This window comes from Rhizobium sp. YTU87027, from assembly GCF_050644135.1.
GTDB lineage: Bacteria > Pseudomonadota > Alphaproteobacteria > Rhizobiales > Rhizobiaceae > Rhizobium.
This window is the reverse complement of sequence record NZ_CP098443.1, coordinates 207,856-225,131: the sequence shown is the minus strand read 5'-3', so window position 1 is coordinate 225,131 and position 17,276 is coordinate 207,856. Positions and strand designations below refer to the sequence as shown.

General features: G+C 57.8%; 18 protein-coding genes. 8 read left to right on the top strand and 10 right to left on the bottom strand.

The window, feature by feature from the left end; translation table 11 throughout:
- Positions 1–2 precede the first annotated feature (2 nt).
- Together NBG89_RS31630 and NBG89_RS31625 are read left to right on the top strand one after the other, a co-directional pair.
- Positions 3–881 (top strand): TniB family NTP-binding protein, encoded by an 879-nt coding sequence (locus NBG89_RS31630; protein ID WP_431324854.1) that lies wholly within the window; start codon positions 3–5, stop codon positions 879–881.
- Positions 878–1,915, top strand: coding sequence for a TniQ family protein (locus tag NBG89_RS31625; protein ID WP_431324853.1), 1,038 nt, complete (start codon positions 878–880; stop codon positions 1,913–1,915). Before NBG89_RS31630 ends, NBG89_RS31625 begins: the two co-directional genes overlap by 4 nt.
- 80 nt (positions 1,916–1,995) lie before the next feature.
- Here NBG89_RS31625 and NBG89_RS31620 read toward each other — a convergent pair whose 3' ends face one another.
- From NBG89_RS31620 to NBG89_RS31610, 3 genes are all read right to left on the bottom strand, one after another.
- A complete protein-coding gene (locus tag NBG89_RS31620; RefSeq protein ID WP_431324852.1) occupies positions 1,996–2,607 on the bottom strand; it encodes a DNA-3-methyladenine glycosylase I in 612 nt (203 codons plus the stop codon).
- A 37-nt stretch (positions 2,608–2,644) separates the two neighbouring features.
- Complete coding sequence (locus tag NBG89_RS31615; RefSeq protein WP_431324851.1) at positions 2,645–2,932, bottom strand: YciI family protein; 288 nt, start codon at positions 2,930–2,932, stop codon at positions 2,645–2,647.
- A 126-nt stretch (positions 2,933–3,058) separates the two neighbouring features.
- Positions 3,059–3,661, bottom strand: a complete 603-nt coding sequence (locus NBG89_RS31610) for a TetR/AcrR family transcriptional regulator (protein WP_431324964.1) — start codon at positions 3,659–3,661, stop codon at positions 3,059–3,061.
- A 1,384-nt stretch (positions 3,662–5,045) separates the two neighbouring features.
- Here NBG89_RS31610 and NBG89_RS31605 point away from each other — a divergent pair.
- The gene (locus NBG89_RS31605; RefSeq protein ID WP_431324850.1) at positions 5,046–6,413 is read left to right on the top strand and encodes a chloride channel protein; all 1,368 of its coding nucleotides are present in this window, start codon (positions 5,046–5,048) and stop codon (positions 6,411–6,413) included.
- A gap of 238 nt (positions 6,414–6,651) precedes the next feature.
- On the opposite strand, the gene NBG89_RS31600 is transcribed toward NBG89_RS31605, so the two are convergent.
- The gene (locus tag NBG89_RS31600) at positions 6,652–6,939 is read right to left on the bottom strand and encodes a hypothetical protein (protein ID WP_431324849.1); all 288 of its coding nucleotides are present in this window, start codon (positions 6,937–6,939) and stop codon (positions 6,652–6,654) included.
- Between the two features lie 410 nt (positions 6,940–7,349).
- Between NBG89_RS31600 and NBG89_RS31595 the strand changes: the two genes are divergently transcribed.
- Positions 7,350–8,537, top strand: a complete 1,188-nt coding sequence (locus NBG89_RS31595; protein ID WP_431324848.1) for an FAD-binding domain — start codon at positions 7,350–7,352, stop codon at positions 8,535–8,537.
- Between the two features lie 451 nt (positions 8,538–8,988).
- On the opposite strand, the gene NBG89_RS31590 is transcribed toward NBG89_RS31595, so the two are convergent.
- A complete protein-coding gene (locus NBG89_RS31590) occupies positions 8,989–9,408 on the bottom strand; it encodes a hypothetical protein (protein WP_431324847.1) in 420 nt (139 codons plus the stop codon).
- 166 nt (positions 9,409–9,574) lie between these two features.
- Here NBG89_RS31590 and NBG89_RS31585 point away from each other — a divergent pair, with 166 nt between their 5' ends.
- Together NBG89_RS31585 and NBG89_RS31580 are read left to right on the top strand one after the other, a co-directional pair.
- Positions 9,575–10,015: a MarR family winged helix-turn-helix transcriptional regulator gene (locus NBG89_RS31585; protein WP_431324846.1), complete on the top strand. Its 441-nt coding sequence runs from the start codon at positions 9,575–9,577 to the stop codon at positions 10,013–10,015.
- Positions 10,016–10,103: 88 nt separating this feature from the next.
- The gene (locus tag NBG89_RS31580; RefSeq protein WP_431324845.1) at positions 10,104–10,517 is read left to right on the top strand and encodes a hypothetical protein; all 414 of its coding nucleotides are present in this window, start codon (positions 10,104–10,106) and stop codon (positions 10,515–10,517) included.
- 83 nt (positions 10,518–10,600) lie between these two features.
- Here the strand turns inward: NBG89_RS31580 and NBG89_RS31575 are convergent, their stop codons facing one another.
- Together NBG89_RS31575 and NBG89_RS31570 are read right to left on the bottom strand one after the other, a co-directional pair.
- Positions 10,601–10,900 (bottom strand): hypothetical protein, encoded by a 300-nt coding sequence (locus tag NBG89_RS31575; protein WP_431324844.1) that lies wholly within the window; start codon positions 10,898–10,900, stop codon positions 10,601–10,603.
- A gap of 25 nt (positions 10,901–10,925) precedes the next feature.
- Positions 10,926–11,327, bottom strand: a complete 402-nt coding sequence (locus NBG89_RS31570) for a response regulator (protein WP_431324843.1) — start codon at positions 11,325–11,327, stop codon at positions 10,926–10,928.
- 94 nt (positions 11,328–11,421) lie between these two features.
- On the opposite strand from NBG89_RS31570, the gene NBG89_RS31565 reads away from it, so the two are divergent.
- Positions 11,422–11,550 carry a hypothetical protein gene (locus NBG89_RS31565; protein ID WP_431324842.1) on the top strand — a complete coding sequence of 43 codons (129 nt, stop codon included), beginning with the start codon at positions 11,422–11,424 and terminating at the stop codon, positions 11,548–11,550.
- 100 nt (positions 11,551–11,650) lie between these two features.
- Here the strand turns inward: NBG89_RS31565 and NBG89_RS31560 are convergent, their stop codons facing one another.
- Together NBG89_RS31560 and NBG89_RS31555 are read right to left on the bottom strand one after the other, a co-directional pair.
- Positions 11,651–12,142 (bottom strand): invasion associated locus B family protein, encoded by a 492-nt coding sequence (locus NBG89_RS31560; RefSeq protein WP_431324841.1) that lies wholly within the window; start codon positions 12,140–12,142, stop codon positions 11,651–11,653.
- 922 nt (positions 12,143–13,064) lie between these two features.
- Positions 13,065–13,502: a hypothetical protein gene (locus NBG89_RS31555; protein ID WP_431324840.1), complete on the bottom strand. Its 438-nt coding sequence runs from the start codon at positions 13,500–13,502 to the stop codon at positions 13,065–13,067.
- Positions 13,503–13,934: 432 nt separating this feature from the next.
- Here NBG89_RS31555 and NBG89_RS31550 point away from each other — a divergent pair, with 432 nt between their 5' ends.
- On the top strand, positions 13,935–15,455 hold the full coding sequence (locus NBG89_RS31550; RefSeq protein WP_431324839.1) for an amino acid permease: 1,521 nt from the start codon (positions 13,935–13,937) through the stop codon (positions 15,453–15,455).
- 208 nt (positions 15,456–15,663) lie between these two features.
- Here the strand turns inward: NBG89_RS31550 and nhaA are convergent, their stop codons facing one another.
- Entirely contained in the window at positions 15,664–16,866 is a 1,203-nt protein-coding gene (gene nhaA, locus NBG89_RS31545) for a Na+/H+ antiporter NhaA (RefSeq protein ID WP_431324838.1), read from the bottom strand.
- Positions 16,867–17,276: the final 410 nt, after the last annotated feature.

Sequence of the window (17,276 nt, the reverse complement as noted above, 5' to 3'; positions counted from 1 at the left end):
CCATGGCGGATCATTTGCTCGAGCATGTCCGACCATATCTTGACCGTGATCAGCAGGAAAGGATCGCCTATATCCGCGCACCCCGTTGGATCGGGCATCATGTCGCCCAGGCCAGCCATCAGCGACTGACCGAGCTCTTGGAACGGCCTCCGTCATTGCGAACCCAGGGGCTGATGTTGGTCGGGCCCTACGCAAACGGCAAGACAATGATCGCCGAGCGGTTTGCCGTCGAGCACCTGCGAAACGCACCCGAGCAAAGAGTATGGATGGTCCAGACACGCGAAGGCGCCGGCCTCGGCCATTTCTATGCCAGCATTCTGCAGGCGTTGCGCGCTCCTGGCGGCGACATATGGGACCTTCGCCGCAAGGCGGAGCAACTCGACCACTTGCTGTTCAGCCTCAAGCCGAGGGTGTTGATCTTCGACGAGTTTCACAATGCATTGCGGGGCCGGGCACGTGACATCGAAGCCGTCTTCGCTTTCCTGCGGCGCATCGGCCGCCAGTACGACATCTCGCCGGTGCTGATCGGCGAGGTGGCTGTCTGCGATTTCGTCAACGCCACCAGCGAGATGGCAAGCCGCTTCGACTTAGTGGCGGTCCCTCGGTGGCAATATCGCGAGACCTATCTCATGCTGCTCGACAGCCTCGAAGCCGCTTTGCCGCTCGCAAAAAGTTCGGATTTGTCGAACGAAGCATTGGCCCGGCGGATATTCGATCTGTCTGAAGGCTTGATCGGCGAGATCGTCACCGTCGTCACCAGGGCTGCCATCGCCGCGATCAGATCCGGGACCGAACGCATCAGCAAGGCCAGCATCGACGAGCTGCGTCACGTGCCGATTTCGCAGCGGCGCAATTCGGCCTTGCGCGAGAGCCTTCTATGACGACGGCTGACGCGCACACGCCAGTCATCAGCATCCGTGAACGCTATCGTGACGTGGTTTCAGAAAAATGGCCCGTCATCGTCACGCCGCAGCTCGACGAGTTGCTGTCGAGCTGGCTGCACCGGCTTGCCTATGCCAATGGTATTGCGCCTCGGCCGTTCGCCCGCGTGCTCGGGCTTCATGCCGGGATGTGGTCGGCCTCCCTGGACCTCAAGCTTCCGGTCGATATCGAGAACCTGCTTCGCGCATATACCGGTATCTCACCGCACTGGCTCTCGGCGATGATGCTGACGCGCTCATCCTTGAAACCGCTCCTGTTACCGCTCCGGAGCAGCGGACGTCGCGACGGCTCAACATGGCTGCAGTTCTGCTCCCGGTGTCTGGCAGAGGACGCACAGCCGTATTTTCGGCGGCGATGGCGGTTGGCGACCCAGGTTTCATGCGTGACGCATCGTTGCGGACTGCGCGACCGATGCCCATCCTGCCACAGCCGCATTGCGGCCTTCGATCAGACCGAACTCGTTCCGCAGCACTATTGCGTTCACTGCGGCTTTGATCTGCGCCGCGCATCGAAAGTCCCGATGAGCCCGCCAGCAATGCAGCTGGACCGGTGCATCAACGATATCTGCCGGCTTGAGACGATGACCGGGTCGCTGCGCAGCGGCATGCTCGTCCAGTGTCTGCTGCGCATGCCCAGCATTACCGACAGCTTTCCGACGGCGTCCCTGAGCAGCCTATCCACATCAATGCGCATTCGATGTGTCGAACGGCTCGCAGACCGACCAACTGATTGGCTGACGGCCGACGATGATGCGGTGGCCGCCCATTGGCGACGTTCCGTCCTCGATGCGGGTGGCTACGGCCCCTTGATCTCACAGCGTGCGGATGCCCTTGAGCTAAAGAGACAACGGAAGGTCCCGATAAAACATCGCACACCGACTGTGGCGCTCTCAGCCTTGTTGGGAACCTACGTACGGATGATGGAAGGTCCCCGTCATCGGCCATTTCGAAACCGCGATTGGACCAGCGGCTGAAAAGCTGACGAGGGTTGCAGGACCAAAGCGGACATCCCGCCGACCGACCTGACCGAAGATTGCAGTAATGGGCTTCCCCGTCAGCCGCCCGGGCGCCTGAACTCTTGACGCACTCGCTCGACCCCAGCCCGGATCACGCAGTCCTCGACATGGTCGTTGATCAGCCCGATCGCTTGCATGAAGGCGTAGACGGTGGTCGGCCCAACGAATTTCCAGCCTTGCCCTTTGAGATCCTTCGACAGGGCGACCGAAGCCGCCGAGGTCGAGACAGTCTGCGGTTCCTTAAGTTGCTTCGTCTCCGGTTCGTAGCTCCAGATGAAAGCCGCCAGCGAGCCTTCCCGGCTGACGAGTTCCTGCGCCCGCCGCGCATTGTTGATAACGGCCTCGATCTTGCCGCGATGGCGGACGATGCCCTCGTCCTTGAGCAGACGATCGAGGTCGCTCTCGGTGAAGCGCGCTATCCTGTCGAAGTCGAAACCGTGAAAGGCTGCGCGGAAGTTCTGGCGCTTGGCGAGAATGGTGCGCCAGCTCAGTCCGGACTGAAAACCCTCTAGGCTCAGCTTCTCGAACAGGCGATGGTCATCGCTGACCGGAAAGCCCCATTCGGTATCATGATAGACGAGAAACTCCGGTGCGCCGCCGCACCACCGGCAACGCGATTTGCCATCCGGACCCAATATCGTTGCACTCATATGTCTGCCGTCGGGTTGTGAAGTGGGGGGCCGGCATTCAGCCGAGCAGAAATTCCAGCCGCGCGTCGGCCTTCGCCGGTGTGATCTCGAGAATTTCCGCCGTGACGACCTGTTCCGCTACGAAGGGGTCGTCCTTCAGCCGGCTCTCCAGGTCCGACCGCGTCGTATTGTGCGCCAGGATTGCGCCGCCCTGGTTTGGCTGAAGACTGCCAATCAGCAAAAAGATGCCCTCTTCCAAGCCGCGTTGGATCCAGGCCGTGTGGCCGCCCATGAGCTGGCCGGCCCGGGCCTTGTTGTCGGAAAATTTGAGCAGCACGACAAACATATATTGTTCCTTCCGTAATTTCTCGTGGATGCATGCGCCAACCCCGCGCTTGCCGGGTCGCTTGTTTCTTTTCCGGATGCCGGCTGGGCGCCGATCCGATTGCGTTGAGTTTTCTTGGTTGGCGCCTTACGTATCAGCCCGTTTCGATTCATCAGGCGTAGTGCCCGCTGCACACGATCTCAGCCAGCCGTACATCTGCTCGACCTCCTGCCTTACAAACTCCTCGTCCTGAAAGGCATTCGACAGCGTCGCGATCCCCTGACTGCGGGCAAGAAGGTGCATTGCAAGCATATCGGCATCGGCCTGACGGCCGAGCGCGACGAACTGCCTGCGAAGCCACGTCCTGAACAACGCGAATAGCCGGTTGGCGTCGGCCTGTGCTGTGTGGTTCAGCTTCGCAAGCTCACTCGTCAGCGTGCCGATCGGACAGCCGTAACGCTTGATCTTGTCTCCGTTGACGATCAGGATATCGATGAAGCTGCGGATGCGATCCTCCGCGGTTTTCCCCTCAATCTCCCATCGCTGCAGCATCGCCTGTCGGTCCGCCAGACGCTTGTCGATCACCGCATCCAGGATTTCGTCCTTGGATTTGAAGTGATGATAGAAATTGCCGCGCGAGATCTTCACGACATCGGCAATGTCGGCAAATGACGTGTGCTCGTAGCCTTGCTGGTAGAACAGATCATCGGCGGCCTCGATGATCTCGTCACGGGTTGTTTTGTTGCTCATCATTCCATCCCCCGCGCAGCGACAATTCGATTGGCGAGGACCAAGTGGCCCAACGGAAACGGCTCGAACAAATCGACAGGCATAGTCTCCACCCCGAGCCACATGCGACAACTGGGACGCTTGTCCTATTCACTTTTTAGGGCGACCGTCCTAGATTGTCAACCGTCAGATCAAACCCGGTGTCGTTGTGTGGTGGGCATGCCCCATATGGTGTTGAACAGCACGCGATCGCCCAACCGCCGCTCGAGCAGATGTAGTCAAAGTGTGGCGCCGCCATCAGTTGTGCCGATCGTCGACCGCGAGCCTCTGCCGGACCGCCAGCGTTGCGGTCAGTATTCTATCAGAAGATTCCGGGCCGTCAGGCACGACACACTTTGCGAACGTACTCGGTAAGGACGGGATCAGCGGCAAGTCGATCCTGAAAGGTCTCCTCGGCCACGTGGCCACAGCGATACTCGTTTAGAAGTTGTCGTTGCTCATCGCTCAGGGATGGAAGCTGACGCGGACTGTGAGGTTCTTGAGCCCGTGAGGGCTCCATTCGCTTCTCCATCCCTTTATCAACCGCTACAGGAAACATTCCGATCTCCCTTCAACGACGTAAGTGAACCATCACTCCACAAGGTTCGGTCTCGATTGGCATGCGCAGCCCCGAGATCAGCGACGCATCTCGTAGCTGTCACATTGCGCAGAACGGACAGATGCTAGCACTAAACGCACCGTTAGAAACACATCATATAATGATATATATGCTCTCAAATGGAGCTGCACAGTCGAAGACGGCTTGTCAGCGCAAACGTTCGCCATCACTTTCGCGGTACAGGCCAACAGCAGGCGCAACGCCGACATATTTCCAGGCAAGACCAACGGCTCGGTTTGGCGGCGAGTTCGCAACCCCCGTCGAAGTGGCCGAGCCTTTCTGGGCCGGTTGTGCGATGCGGCGCGTCGGAATATTCTTTCGATGGCTGCTGGGCGTGCCGATATCGCCGAACATGCACCGCCGTCCCGTACAGGCTTGCCCACGTCGGCCGCAACCCCCATTGCTTTGAATGGTTGGCGCTACATCCGACTGATCAGCTGACCATCAACAACGAACAACTGCATGTTGGAGAGCTCTGTCCCCTAACGAATCGTCACAGCTCTTTGATCGGCTGCTTGCGAACACCGTTGCGGTGGGTCACGCAAGGTCGTCCAGCAAGCCGGGGCGAAAATCCATCGGGCCGACGGCAGAGCGGATGATAACAATCGCAAAATCGATGTTCTGATGCTCTGCACGGCCGGCAATTCAATCGAGGACTATTGCCTCAGGATCGCCGATCCGCCATTAGCAGCTGTCATGATGAATTTTCGCGCTCGGCGTTCATCCCAATAGCCAATGGTCCCATCCATGCCTGCTTTTCATCGCAAATCCAAATTCATGCGTCGCTCGCGCGTCTTCTGGGGTGCTTCGCATCTTTGGCGGCCGAGGATCGTCTTCTGGTGCGGCGCCTTGGCGATCGGCGTGATCAGCGTCGGTTTTGCCAAGCTAGCGGACGTCGCCCAAAGAACGTTTGCTGGCCTCACTTCCACCGGTGGATGGGCATACTTTCTGCCGTTAGTGCTGACCCCACTTGGCTTCATGCTTTCGGCTTACCTGGCTGCGACGTTATTTCCGAACTCTCAGGGGAGTGGCATTCCCCAGGCGATTGCAGCGCGACATCTGCGACACGATGATGACCGAACGCGATTGCTGTCGCTGAAGATTGCGTTTGGCAAAGTCATTTTGACCGTCCTCGGTCTATTCTGCGGCGCCTCGATTGGCCGCGAAGGTCCCACGGTCCAGGTCGGTGCGTCGATCATGCTTGCTGTTGCCCGCTTCGGTGGCACGCCACAAGCGCGCGGTTTGATTCTTGCCGGTTCGGCGGCAGGAATCGCAGCCGCCTTCAATACCCCGCTCGCCGGCATTGTCTTTGCCATCGAGGAGATGAGCCGCACCTATGAATCGCGCGCCAATGGTCTGGTTCTAACCGCTGTCATCCTCTCGGGCCTTGCGGCGCTGGGGCTGTCTGGCAGCTACAATTATTTCGGCATATCGTCTGCTGCACCGAGTGAGCTTCGGGACTGGGCTCTCGTTCTCGTTTGCGGCATCGGAGGCGGCATCTTGGGCGCTGCCTTCAGTGGCTTTGCCTTGCATTTCGGTCAACGCATTCGCCGGTGGGCGCAGCCGCAGCCCCTGAGACGAGCGATTGTGCTCGCTGCTGTTTGCGGCCTTGTTATTTCGCTGATTGGGATCGCATCCGGTGGTATGACATTTGGTACCGGCTACGATCAGGCAAGGGGAGCCGTTGAAGGAAATGCCCCGCCTCTGCTCTTTTTTGTTGAGAAAATCGTCGTCAGCTTTCTTTCCATGATCTCGGGCATACCAGGGGGCATTTTCGCACCGTCGCTTGCTGTGGGTGCAGGCTTTGGCAGCACTGTTGGCGTCCTCCTCGGGACCAGCGTTGCCCTTGCCGCCATTCTCGGAATGGCAGGGTATTTTGCCGGCGTCGTCCAGGCCCCGATGACTGCCTTCGTCATCATTCTCGAAATGACCGGCGATCACCAAGCCGTTGTGCCGATTATGGCCGTCGCAATGATCGGTTATGTGACTTCCCGCTTACTATCGCGTGAGCCGCTCTATCATGGTCTTTCCAGGGTCTTTATTGCGGCTACAGTCAGAGCACGACGCACCGCCGAGAAAGCAATGGGCGCAGATGTGAACGCACGATCGCGATGATGCAGAAGGTAACTGCGTCATCGTCCGGGAGCTTCTGTTCACCTAGCCATTAGATAATCTGGATTGTCAAAAAGGCCTCGCAGGCTCCACTATTCGCTGATAAGCGCCCACCGACAGATGGTCACTTTGACCCGTCTCTGATTTCAGCGTCGCTGCAACGGTAAACGTTTGAACAAGACCAAGGAGACTCTTCTTTGTGGAAAGTGTCCTCAGTCAAATCTAAAATAATCAACAGCACTCAGGAATGGATGCTCCGACGGGTTGGCTTGGCGGAATCGTAGTCCTCGATACGCCCCACACTGCCACTCAACAAGACGTCACCGCCCTTGTTGATCAAAGTCCCCTGAACCGACCCGCTAACGATTGCCTTCGCACCTTTTTCGACAACGAGATCGCGTCCTATGCTTCCGTGGAGTTCGAACGTCCGGCCGGTCGGCACCGTCAACGTCCCTGCGATCGATCCGAAGAAGCGAACGTCGCGATCCAACACGATGGATCCATCGATTTTGACATTGAGATCGTCCAATTGATCGTCCTTTCCGCCAGGAAGGTCTGGAGTCCGGTCCGCGAGCGCGGCGAGTGGTGCTCCTGGCGCGCTGGCGGAGCCAAACCTCCTCCTATTGCCGGCGCAACCAGCATATATCACAGCATGATATAAATAAAGATACATTGCACCTGGCCACTGGAAAGCGGCTCATCCGTTGCGGGTAAAGCGGAACTTTCATGCGCCTGCATCCAGGTTCAGGTTCACACTATTTTTCCGAAAATATATCCTGACATGATATAAAAGAGAATTTAAAGGCGCTCGCATTTCTTATCGGAACAGTCGCAAAGCATGGCTGAGTGCGATCACGATCGACCTGGAGGCCGACAACTTGGGCAAGACAAGATGCTGAAGAGCAGCTTGCCGCTTTGCTTGACGAGAAGGACAAGACCATGAAAGTTGCGATCAACGGCACGGGCATCGCTGGATCAACACTAGCCTACTGGCTCTATCGTTACGGCCATGAGCCGGTGCTGATCGAGCAAGCCGCAGGACCGCGATCCGGCGGGTATATCGTTGACTTCTGGGGCCATGGATACGACGTGGCAACAATGATGGGGATCGTTCCCCGTCTTCGGGAAAGCGGATATCGCGTAAAGGAAGTACGCTTCGTCGGCAGCGACGGCCGGCGGCGAGGTGGCTTCTCTACGGATGTGATTACGCGCACGTTAAATAGCGGTTTCGTCAGCTTGAGGAGAAGCGACCTTGCGTCCGCCATATACGCAACGATCGATGGCAAGGTCGAAACGATATTCGGAGATAGCATCACCACGATCGATGACGATGCCCACGGTCTGCATATCGGCTTTGGCCATCACGCCAGCCGAAGGTTCGACCTCGTGGTTGGGGCTGACGGGCTGCATTCGCGCGTCCGTGAACTTCGCTTTGGGCGGGAGGAACAATTCGAGTTCTATCTTGGGTACAAGGTGGCCGCATTCGAGCTCTTGGGATATCGGCGCCGCGACGAGTTGACCTATGTCAGCTATGCAGAACCGGGCAGACAAATCTCCCGATTTTCCATGCGAGATGACAGGACGCTCTTTCTGTTCGTGTACCGCGACCCCAATCCTGGCCATGGAATACCCGCAACCAATGCTGGGCGCAAAGCGGCTTTACGAGATGCGTTCGGCAACGTTGGGTGGGAATGTCCGCGAATATTGAAGGCCATGGAAGGAGCGGGAGAAATCTATTTCGATCGCGTCAGCCAGATCCGAATGAACAATTGGACAAAGGGCCGCACGGTCCTCATCGGCGACGCTGCAGCCTGCGTCTCGCTGCTGGCCGGCGAAGGGTCGGGTTTGGCGATGACCGAAGCCTATGTGCTTGCCGGCGAGTTCGCATGTGCAAGAGATAACGCCCTGGCCGGTCTGGAACATTATCAAATGCGACTGATGCCACTCTTGCAGGACAAGCAGAAGGCGGCCAGCCGCTTTGCATCGTCGTTCGTTCCGAAAACCGGATTTGGCATTGCGCTGCGCAATTGCTTGAGTTCCCTCATGGTTCTGCCGCCCGTGGCTGACCTGCTGCTCGGGCGCCAATTGCAGGATGATTTCAGTCTTCCGGCCTATGCCGTCCGCTGAGCGTGTGCTGCGATAGAGAGCCGGCACGCGGGCGCATGAGAATCGATCGATGACGACGACCTGTGCCAGGTCTCTTTCGAGTATTTCATGGGTCGCATTGTATATCAGAGCGCGATGGCACTGAAGGATCGGGCACAAGTGACAACGGGTCCGCGATAGCGCCGGGTATTGCCATTCGGCTCTCCGCAGCAATGGCAATCACGGGCTTGCGAAATGTGAGATTTCGAATCCGATCATGTGACTGTCAAATCGTTTAGGACTATTCGCTAGTTTCGGTCACCGCTTGAACGAGCGAAGTCTCCGGATATGTTGCAGTTGCAAGTCCGACTGGACCAAAGCTTTTCAGGAGCATCAGTAGGGTGACCAGCGCAACGACTATAACGATCACTAACATCCCGATGCTTAAAAGCGTTGAGTGCCAAATCCCACAAATCATTGCCTCCTCCGACGCTTACAGCTTTCCAGACCTCGCGCCGCAACAGTTGGTATTGGCGGCCCGCCGTTCGCGAGATGGCTTTGACGTCAGGTACAAAATGTAGTCATCCGCCAAGTCCGCGATTTGAAGCGCAGCTTCTTCTTCTCTCCAGCCAGCAAGCACGGCTTTGCGAATCAAAAGACTCAACGCGTCATTGAATACCGACGTACACTGCAAAGCCCGCCTGCTATCGTCGACATCATATATTGGCGATCGAATATCCACCATCGGCGCAGGATGGCAGAGAAACCGCCACATTTCAACCACAATTGCCGTCACGGAACCATTCCGTTCGCTGTCTCTACTTTGATGCCGAATGGAGAAAAGCAAAATCTCTGAAAAACTTGTGGTTGTATTGGGGATACGTTGGTCGATCGATTCAATGAGAATTGGCAAGGGCTGCCGCAGTCTTGCCCATTCGAATTATTCCTGAAAGCCACGAAATAGGCACAGTCATTCTGACAACTCGGTGCCACTATGGATGCAGCGTCTCGCGACCGTCCTCCTGGGCGTGGCTTGGCAAGATTACATCATCTCGTGACACATGAAAGGGATTACCTGAATGCCTCGATCAGTACGCGGCTCTGCCGCACTGAATGACCAAGTCTATGATGGGCTGGCGGGCTTCCGACTGGCGATGCGACGCTTCCTGGCTTTCAGCGAAGCGGCACTTGCCGAGGCAGGCGTGACCTCGCAACAGTATCAGGCCATGCTTGTCGTCCGGACCATGCCGGGCAGGCAGGTCAGGATCCGAGATCTCGCCGACCAGATGCTCATGCCCCACAACGGAGCCGTCCAGCTTATAGACCGGATGTGCGCGGGAGAACTGGCCATGCGGATACCCGCGGAGGACGACAAGCGAAGTGTCCTGATCGGTTTGACATCGAAAGGCAATGACGTTCTCGAATCCCTCGCAAAGGTTCACGTGAAAGGCATGCTCGTGAACGAGCCGCTGCTGGCGGAATCGTTATCGCGTCTTCGTCAGGTGACCGAACTGGCGTGACGACGGTCACTGTTTTTTTATCACCTCCTGATTGATCTCCTTGTGCGATCTTTGTATCATGTCATGATATAAAAAGAGGAGAGCAGCTATGCTGAATGGCGACAGCGCCTGGTCGGAGTACCGCCCTTCAAAGACACTCTGGGCTTGGTCGATAATCGGCACATGCGCCCTGACGATGGTCGCCGGTTTCACCTGGGGCGGATGGATGACGTCTGGACGAGCGGACGTCATGCGAGACATCGCGGTCAGAGACGCCAAGGCCGAGCTCGTGGCAGGCATCTGCGTCCACAACTTCGTTACAGCGCGGGGCGCTGAAGAGAACCTGCGGGCTTTACAAGCGAAGTCCTCGTGGGAGCGCGAAAACTTCATCAGGGACGGAGGCTGGACGAAGATTGCAGGCATCAACGATAGCGTTACAAATGCCGCCGACACCTGTGCCGATCAGCTGATGAAGTTGAAGGAATTGCCCAAGTCAGCTGACCCCGCAGTCACCGACAGCTAGCTTTTGACCGGACGTAGTGAGTTGCCCGGTCAGCATGAGACCCGTCCGAAATGATTTCGGACGGGTCTTTTTTGTCATTTGATCTAGGGTTCTGGAAGGTTTTCCTGTAACGCGTGCAAGACTTCGCGCGCCATGAGATACGCGGCGTTGAGGACCGCAGGCGACAAGGGACGGCCGTCGCGCGCAGCCCGGCAGATCTTCAGGAGACCGGCCAGTTCAACGGGATTTTCGATAAATCCGTCGAGCGCATCGGCGACCTCCTTCGGAAAGGTTGATCCAACGTCGGTCGCAAGCTGTCCACTTTCATCCAGCATGCCGAGGTTGACAAGTATGGTCTCCAGCCGCCCGACCCACAGGATCAGCTCGGCACGTCTATCGGTCATGGTTCTCCCCGCCTCTGCGTAGCGCTCAAACGAAGAGCCGCATCCCTGCTGGCGGCACGCCGCGTCCTCCCTCCCGAATGCGTCGCAGATAATCGAGGACGTTCTTGATCAATGTCGGATGAACTGGCTTCGATATCAGCCCTATGACTTTCGGAAGATCGTCCTGAATGGCCTCGGAGCTCGCCGTCACCATAACCACCTCAATTCCGAAATTGCTGGCCAGATACTGCCCTACGCGCAATCCAGTCGCCCCATCTTTAAGATTGAGGTCAACCAATGCAATCGTGCTGACGGGAGCAAGAAGCCGTGCGGTCACGAAGCTGTCGGCTATACCCGAGACCTCGTAACCGAGATTGGACACGATCTCCCGAAGGTCCGTCGCGATCAGCGCGTCGTCCTCCACGATCATAATTTTTTCCTCAGCCACCAAGCCCCCCTCATTTGTTCATCCTGCATTCAGGATTGACAATATGGCGGAACCACCAAAGAATGTCACCACGTGATATAAAAAGGATGTAAAAATGACTAAGACCGCCTTCATTTGCGCTGTCTTTGCAGGCTACGTCGCCGTCATGTTAAGCTTGGCAGCCATTCCGGGTGAAATGGATTCCGAGGTATCGCAAGCCCGGGCCGCACAAGCAGTGAACTGACCTACTGCCGGCCACATCCTTTTCCCTAGGGAGCCTCGCCGTACAGAGCGTAAAACCGAATTTGGTTCGGCCGAAAAAGAAAGTTTGGTAACCGCCTGTTTCACTTGCATCGCGCAACGCGGTCTAACGCAGCGGTCACGCCGTCCAGGGAATAGACATAGGTTGTGTGCGTGCCCCGCGCAGACATCGCTTCCAATGTCATTCGACTACCTGCACGGAAAGCCTTAATCAATTCCGGTTCGCGTGCCGTATCGTCCACCCAGGCTGTATTCTCCTTCGTAAACATTCGGAACGTTTGGTCGCCGACCGAAACCTGAACCATCGATCCTGCCTTCAGATCGTATCCCATGATTGCTTCCGGCTCGTCGCGGCCATCTTTTTCGGCAGGCGCGATCAGAAAATAGTTTTGCCCGTGATCCACATCTGCCGGCTTCACGTCCTTCGGAATAGAAAGCGCGTAGCAGGTCGTGCGGCCGTTTCTGTCATAGGAATAGACACCCCAGTCCCCTGTCTGCTGGACCATTTTCGGCGCCGCCATGACGGCGCCCACCTGTTCCAGCGTTGCAACAATCAAAACCGCAAGTCTCTTCATCGATATCCTTTTTATGTAAGCATTGAGCGGTGGCACCCGAGCTTCGAGGCGAAGTCTCAGCCAGCAGGCTTTCGTGATCGGATTCCACGCAAAAATCTGACCTCTTCAAAAACGATCCGGCCATCCTCTACGAGGCCTTCCCAAATTCGGTTTCCGATCTGGCATGTGACTGTGACCGCCTGCGTGTCACCCGCTTCGCTCACCGCGACCATTAAGAGTCGCTGGCTCCGGTAACGCTGAAATTCTCGTGTGGTGAGAGCGAGGCGGTCGGCCAGTACATCGTCTGCAAGAGGGCACGCTAGCTGTGGACGGTTGGTCATGGTGACGAATCAGGTTTCAGGCCAACAACAATATCATCATATGATATAAAATGTTACGCGCCCCCGTTCAACCCCTTCCGGATCAGCAATTGTACTAAGCAACATAAGGAAACGGCCCCGTGTGCCGGCCTAGAACACCGAAATTGTCACCCGGCGCTCCCCGTTTGATCGAGGGGAAATCCGCTGGAGCCCCTGACGTTAGGCGTCATCAGCGGTTTGTTTTTTGGACTTGCGATCCTGGTTGAGTCGGATTTCCTCATCTTCCGGCGCGGACATCGTCTCCCGTTTGGGATCTGGCTTCACGACCCGGACGTCGCAACTCAGGACCAAGTGAAGATAGGCATTCTCGCGGGGTCGATCGCCTTCGATCTCACTGGCGGTGCCGCGTTTGATGATCTCCAGGCGGCGGCGCCGACTGCTGAGGCCTGACTGCGGTGACTCTGGCACTTCTTTTGATGACGGCCGCAGCAGTTATTCGGACATCGGTTCGGAAGGCTATCGGGCCGTGGGCATGGCCTATGTGAAAACCTTCCAATTCCCAATAAGGAGCCGATATGGTCGAAGCCCGATGCGTGGATCAGCGCCATTGTCAACGAAGTTGACTACCGGAGCAGGAGCGCATCCCAAAGCATGGCCAAAAGACCGGGGCTCGGCCTTGCGGCGCGCCGAAGACTTTTAGCAGCGCTACCGGAGCGCACGGTCGCACCGGAATGGCAACTGCAGACAAACCCATGCAATTGCCAATCGGTCAGCTCAAAAAACCGCTTTGCCTCGCCGTAAGTGTCGTCCTTCAGTCCTTCGGCACGAAAGACGGCATCCTCGAATGCCAAAGCCATCGGCGAATCCACGCATCGCATCCGATCGCGCACGGATGTCGGCTGATACTCTGTCTCGGGAAGTGTTCGCAGGCGTCGATCGGGCTCTTTCTCCAAAAGCTCCGCCCATCGCAGGAGCCGTGTTTCGCGCGTAGTCGTGAAGTCTTGAAACTTTGCATGAACCCCGGCAGTGCTCCGCAACGCGTCAAGCGTGTGGTGCTTCATCGTCGCCTCCTCTAATTCCACGCCATAGGTGAGAAATATCGCGATTCTGAGCGCCGGCAAGTCTAGCCATACGAAATCCCCCAGAAGCGAAAGGAGGGATGAGTTCATATTTGACAAAGTTTGTGATTGAGCATGGAATAACTGCTAATATGCATGAAAATACGGAGGTTTGCCGGCGCCCCCTTGCCGGGTGGCAGAAGACGGACACTGTCCAACGCCTGTTCGGTTCCACCGGGAAATCGAAGGGCGACGGAGTGGGGTCCACCCGCCGCCATTTCGCTTCAGGCCTGCAACTACACCAAGCCCCTTGCGTGCCGGCATACTTGGCTTCGGCCACCGGCCGCGAACCGAGGTGCACACGGCGTATTCATGAGGGTCTTACCTGCGCGGCAAACAGAATGCCGCAGTAGAATCTGTCGGGAGGCAACTGCGATGGCCAACGATAGCAAGCACGAAGGCGGAGTGATCTACCATCTGCCCGGCCAGGAATATTTCGACATCCGCGAACTAAGGCGCCACGCTGGCGTCTTCTCGCTCTGGGCTCTGGGCGTCGGCGCCGTGATCTCCGGTGACTTTTCCGGCTGGAACCTGGGCTTTGCCGTCGGCGGTTGGGGCGGCATGTTCATCGGCACGGTTCTGATCACCATCATGTATCTCGGCCTCACCTACTCCATCGCCGAGATGAGCCCGGCTCTACCGCACACCGGCGGCGCCTACTCCTTCGCGCGGACGGCCTTCGGGCCGTGGGGCGGGTTTATCACCGGCGTTGCGGAAAACATCGAATACGTGCTGACGCCCGCCGTCGTGGTGTTCTTCATCGGTTCTTATTTGACCGGCATTTTTGGCACGCCTGAGAGCTTCCAGCCAATCTGGTGGCTCGCCGGCTACATTGTCTTCCTGGGCCTCAATGTCCGCGGGGTGGAACTCTCCTTCATCGTAACGGTCATCGTCACGCTGATCGCCCTTGCCATCCTCGTCTTCTTCTTCGTGAGCGCCATTCCGTTCATCGACTTCGGCAAGTATGCAATGAACATCGGCGTCGATCCGGCGACGGGTGCAGCCGTCGAGCTTCCGGACGGCGGCGGGCCGTTCCTGCCATTCGGCGTCTATGGTGTTCTGGCCTCGATGCCCTTCGCGGTCTGGCTGTTCCTGGCCATCGAGCAACTGCCGCTCGCGGCCGAGGAGTCGGTCGACCCGAGGCGCGACATGCCTCGAGGCATCATGCTCGGCATGTTCACGCTGATTGCGACAGGCTTCCTGGTGCTGATCATCAATCCAGCCATTCCGAGTGGGGCGTTCAAGCTCGGTTCTTCGGGCGAGCCGATCCTCGACGGCTTCCGTGCCATCTATGGAACGGGTTGGGCAAAAATTCTCGCATTGTTTGCCGTCGCCGGGCTGATCGCCAGCTTCCACGCCATCATCTTCGCCTTCGGACGGCAGATCTATTCACTGTCGCGGGCCGGCTACTTCCCGCATTTTCTCTCAGTGACCCACGGCGAGCACAAGACACCGAACACGGCGTTGATCGCCGGTTCACTCGTCGGCTTCCTCGTGATGCTGGCGGTCTGGTTCACCCAGGGCGGCGAACAGGCGGGCTCCTTCATCGGCGGCGTGCTTCTGAACATGGCCGTGTTCGGCGCCATGTTCTCCTATCTGTTACAAGGGCTGACGTTCATCCAGCTCCGACGCGGCTTTCCAAACATTGAGCGGCCCTACCGCAGCCCGTTCGGCGTGCCAGGTGCGGTCCTCACCGTGGTAATTGCTTTGGTCACGATCTTCTTCCAGCTCACCGATCCGCTCTATCAGAAGGGCATCATCGGCGTAGCGATCTGGTATGCGCTCGCAATCATCTATTTCGCCGCCCATGGTCGCAAAACGCTCGTCTATTCGCCGGAGGAGGAGTTTGCAGTCAAGCAGCGTGAAGGTGCGGCGTCGATGGATCGCGACCGCTAACCCTGGGGCCGCGACCAGCACTCCAGGAGCATCGCGGCGGGGGTGAAGCGCTGCGACTTCCCGGTCAAACCGGCGGGTGCACCACAGTATGCCCAATCACGACAATGCCTGCCAACATCAGGCATATGGCGGCGATCGCGCAGAGCGCGAGAACAGTTGGGAGATACCGGTTCATGCCGTCGAGACTCCAAGTTCGAATTCGTCTATCTCATATGGGTATTCCTGTTCGGCGCGACGAGAACCGAAGCACGAGATAACCTGCAACGCCGGAAACGGACGAACCGATCAGGATTCCCAGCTTAGCCCGATCCTGTATCGCCGGGTCTTCGAAGGCGAGTTGCCCGACGAAGAGACTCATGGTGAAACCAATGCCACACAGAAGTGCGATGCCCAGCATCTGCGGCCCGCTCGCGGCGCCGGGCAACTTCGCGAACCCGGCGCGTACCGTCAACACGACAGCGCCAAGGACACCGATAAGCTTGCCAGCTGCCAATCCCAATCCGACACCAAGCGTGACGGGCTCTGACAGCGAGTCGAGCGTGACGTCGACCAAGGAAACCCCGGCGTTGGCAAAGCCAAACAGAGGCACGATCAGGAAGGCAACCGGAACCTGAAGGCTATGTTCCAGCCGATGCAGAGGTGACACTGCGTGTGGCGCCCCGGGTGTTCCTCGCGTCAGTTTCAGGGGGATGGTCAGAGCCAGAAGAACGCCTGCGATCGTCGCATGGATGCCCGACAGGAAAACCAGGCCCCAAAGGGCGGCGCCCAGGACCAGATAGGGAGCGAGGCGACTGACCCCGGCTCGATTCATCGCAATCAAGGTAAAGAATGCGACGGCCGCACCACCAAGGGCCCAGTAGTTCATGTCACTTGCGTAAAACAGCGCAATGATCACGACCGCCCCGAGGTCGTCGATGATGGCAAGGGCTGCGAGAAAAACCTTGAGGGTCACCGGAACACGCGGTCCAGCCAAAGAAAGGACGCCAAGCGCAAAGGCGATGTCGGTCGCTGTCGGGATCGCCCAACCATGGGCTGCGGTGAAATCGCCCTGATTGAAAGCGCCGTAGATCAAGGCGGGAACGACCATGCCGCCGACGGCCGCGGCACCCGGCAGGATGCGGCGCGACCAGCTTGAAAGCTGGCCATCCAACACCTCACGCTTGATTTCCAGACCAACGAGCAGGAAGAAAAGCGCCATTAGCGCATCGTTGATCCAGTGCTGCAGGCTCATTGGTCCAATGGAAAGGTGCAGCGTCGCGAAATATACGGATGCCAGCGGCGAATTGGCGGTCACGATGGCCAGCAAAGCGACGATCATGAGCAGCATGCCTGCAGACGTCTCGCTGTCGAGAAACCGTCGGAAGGTGGAATGAATGAGGCCCTGGCCGATCGGGCGGTGCGACAAAGACATAGGGTCACGCTCCTTGTGAGAGTTGATCGAAGTCTCCGTCAATTTCGGGAATCCCGTGGCGCACGCAGCACACGCCATCCCGCGCAGGGTAGTTCATCGACCGCAAGCGTGCCATTGAAATCGACGTGATCAGCCCGAGTTGCAGCCGATTACGCAATGGGGTTGCTCCTATTGCGGGAGCGGTGATTTCTGCAAGCTGCGGTTGATTGTGACAATTTGATTTAGGAAGGTCGCCCGATCAAAACGAAAGGAGTGTGGCACGGTGAGAAACGCGAATGCGCCTACCGCAACCTCGTTGAGGGTGCAAACGACGGCCTTGCCGACAGAAAGTTCTACGAATACGCCCTTAAGACCAGCTCAAAGACCTCGGGCACGCGCTTCTCTCCCAGCGTCTGGCGCCTCCGACCCGC

Bases quoted from the DNA above. Each gene is read 5' to 3' on its own strand.
- NBG89_RS31625 (WP_431324853.1), top strand. From the start codon at position 878: ATGACGACGGCTGACGCGCACACGCCAGTCATCAGCATCCGTGAACGC.
- nhaA (WP_431324838.1), bottom strand. From the start codon at position 16,866: ATGTCTTTGTCGCACCGCCCGATCGGCCAGGGCCTCATTCATTCCACC.
- NBG89_RS31585 (WP_431324846.1), top strand. From the start codon at position 9,575: ATGCCTCGATCAGTACGCGGCTCTGCCGCACTGAATGACCAAGTCTAT.
- NBG89_RS31605 (WP_431324850.1), top strand. From the start codon at position 5,046: ATGCCTGCTTTTCATCGCAAATCCAAATTCATGCGTCGCTCGCGCGTC.
- NBG89_RS31610 (WP_431324964.1), bottom strand. From the start codon at position 3,661: ATGAGCAACAAAACAACCCGTGACGAGATCATCGAGGCCGCCGATGAT.
- NBG89_RS31620 (WP_431324852.1), bottom strand. From the start codon at position 2,607: ATGAGTGCAACGATATTGGGTCCGGATGGCAAATCGCGTTGCCGGTGG.
- NBG89_RS31560 (WP_431324841.1), bottom strand. From the start codon at position 12,142: ATGAAGAGACTTGCGGTTTTGATTGTTGCAACGCTGGAACAGGTGGGC.
- NBG89_RS31595 (WP_431324848.1), top strand. From the start codon at position 7,350: ATGAAAGTTGCGATCAACGGCACGGGCATCGCTGGATCAACACTAGCC.
- NBG89_RS31580 (WP_431324845.1), top strand. From the start codon at position 10,104: ATGCTGAATGGCGACAGCGCCTGGTCGGAGTACCGCCCTTCAAAGACA.
- NBG89_RS31555 (WP_431324840.1), bottom strand. From the start codon at position 13,502: ATGAAGCACCACACGCTTGACGCGTTGCGGAGCACTGCCGGGGTTCAT.
- NBG89_RS31630 (WP_431324854.1), top strand. From the start codon at position 3: ATGGCGGATCATTTGCTCGAGCATGTCCGACCATATCTTGACCGTGAT.
- NBG89_RS31615 (WP_431324851.1), bottom strand. From the start codon at position 2,932: ATGTTTGTCGTGCTGCTCAAATTTTCCGACAACAAGGCCCGGGCCGGC.
- NBG89_RS31550 (WP_431324839.1), top strand. From the start codon at position 13,935: ATGGCCAACGATAGCAAGCACGAAGGCGGAGTGATCTACCATCTGCCC.
- NBG89_RS31565 (WP_431324842.1), top strand. From the start codon at position 11,422: ATGACTAAGACCGCCTTCATTTGCGCTGTCTTTGCAGGCTACGTCGCC.
- NBG89_RS31575 (WP_431324844.1), bottom strand. From the start codon at position 10,900: ATGACCGATAGACGTGCCGAGCTGATCCTGTGGGTCGGGCGGCTGGAG.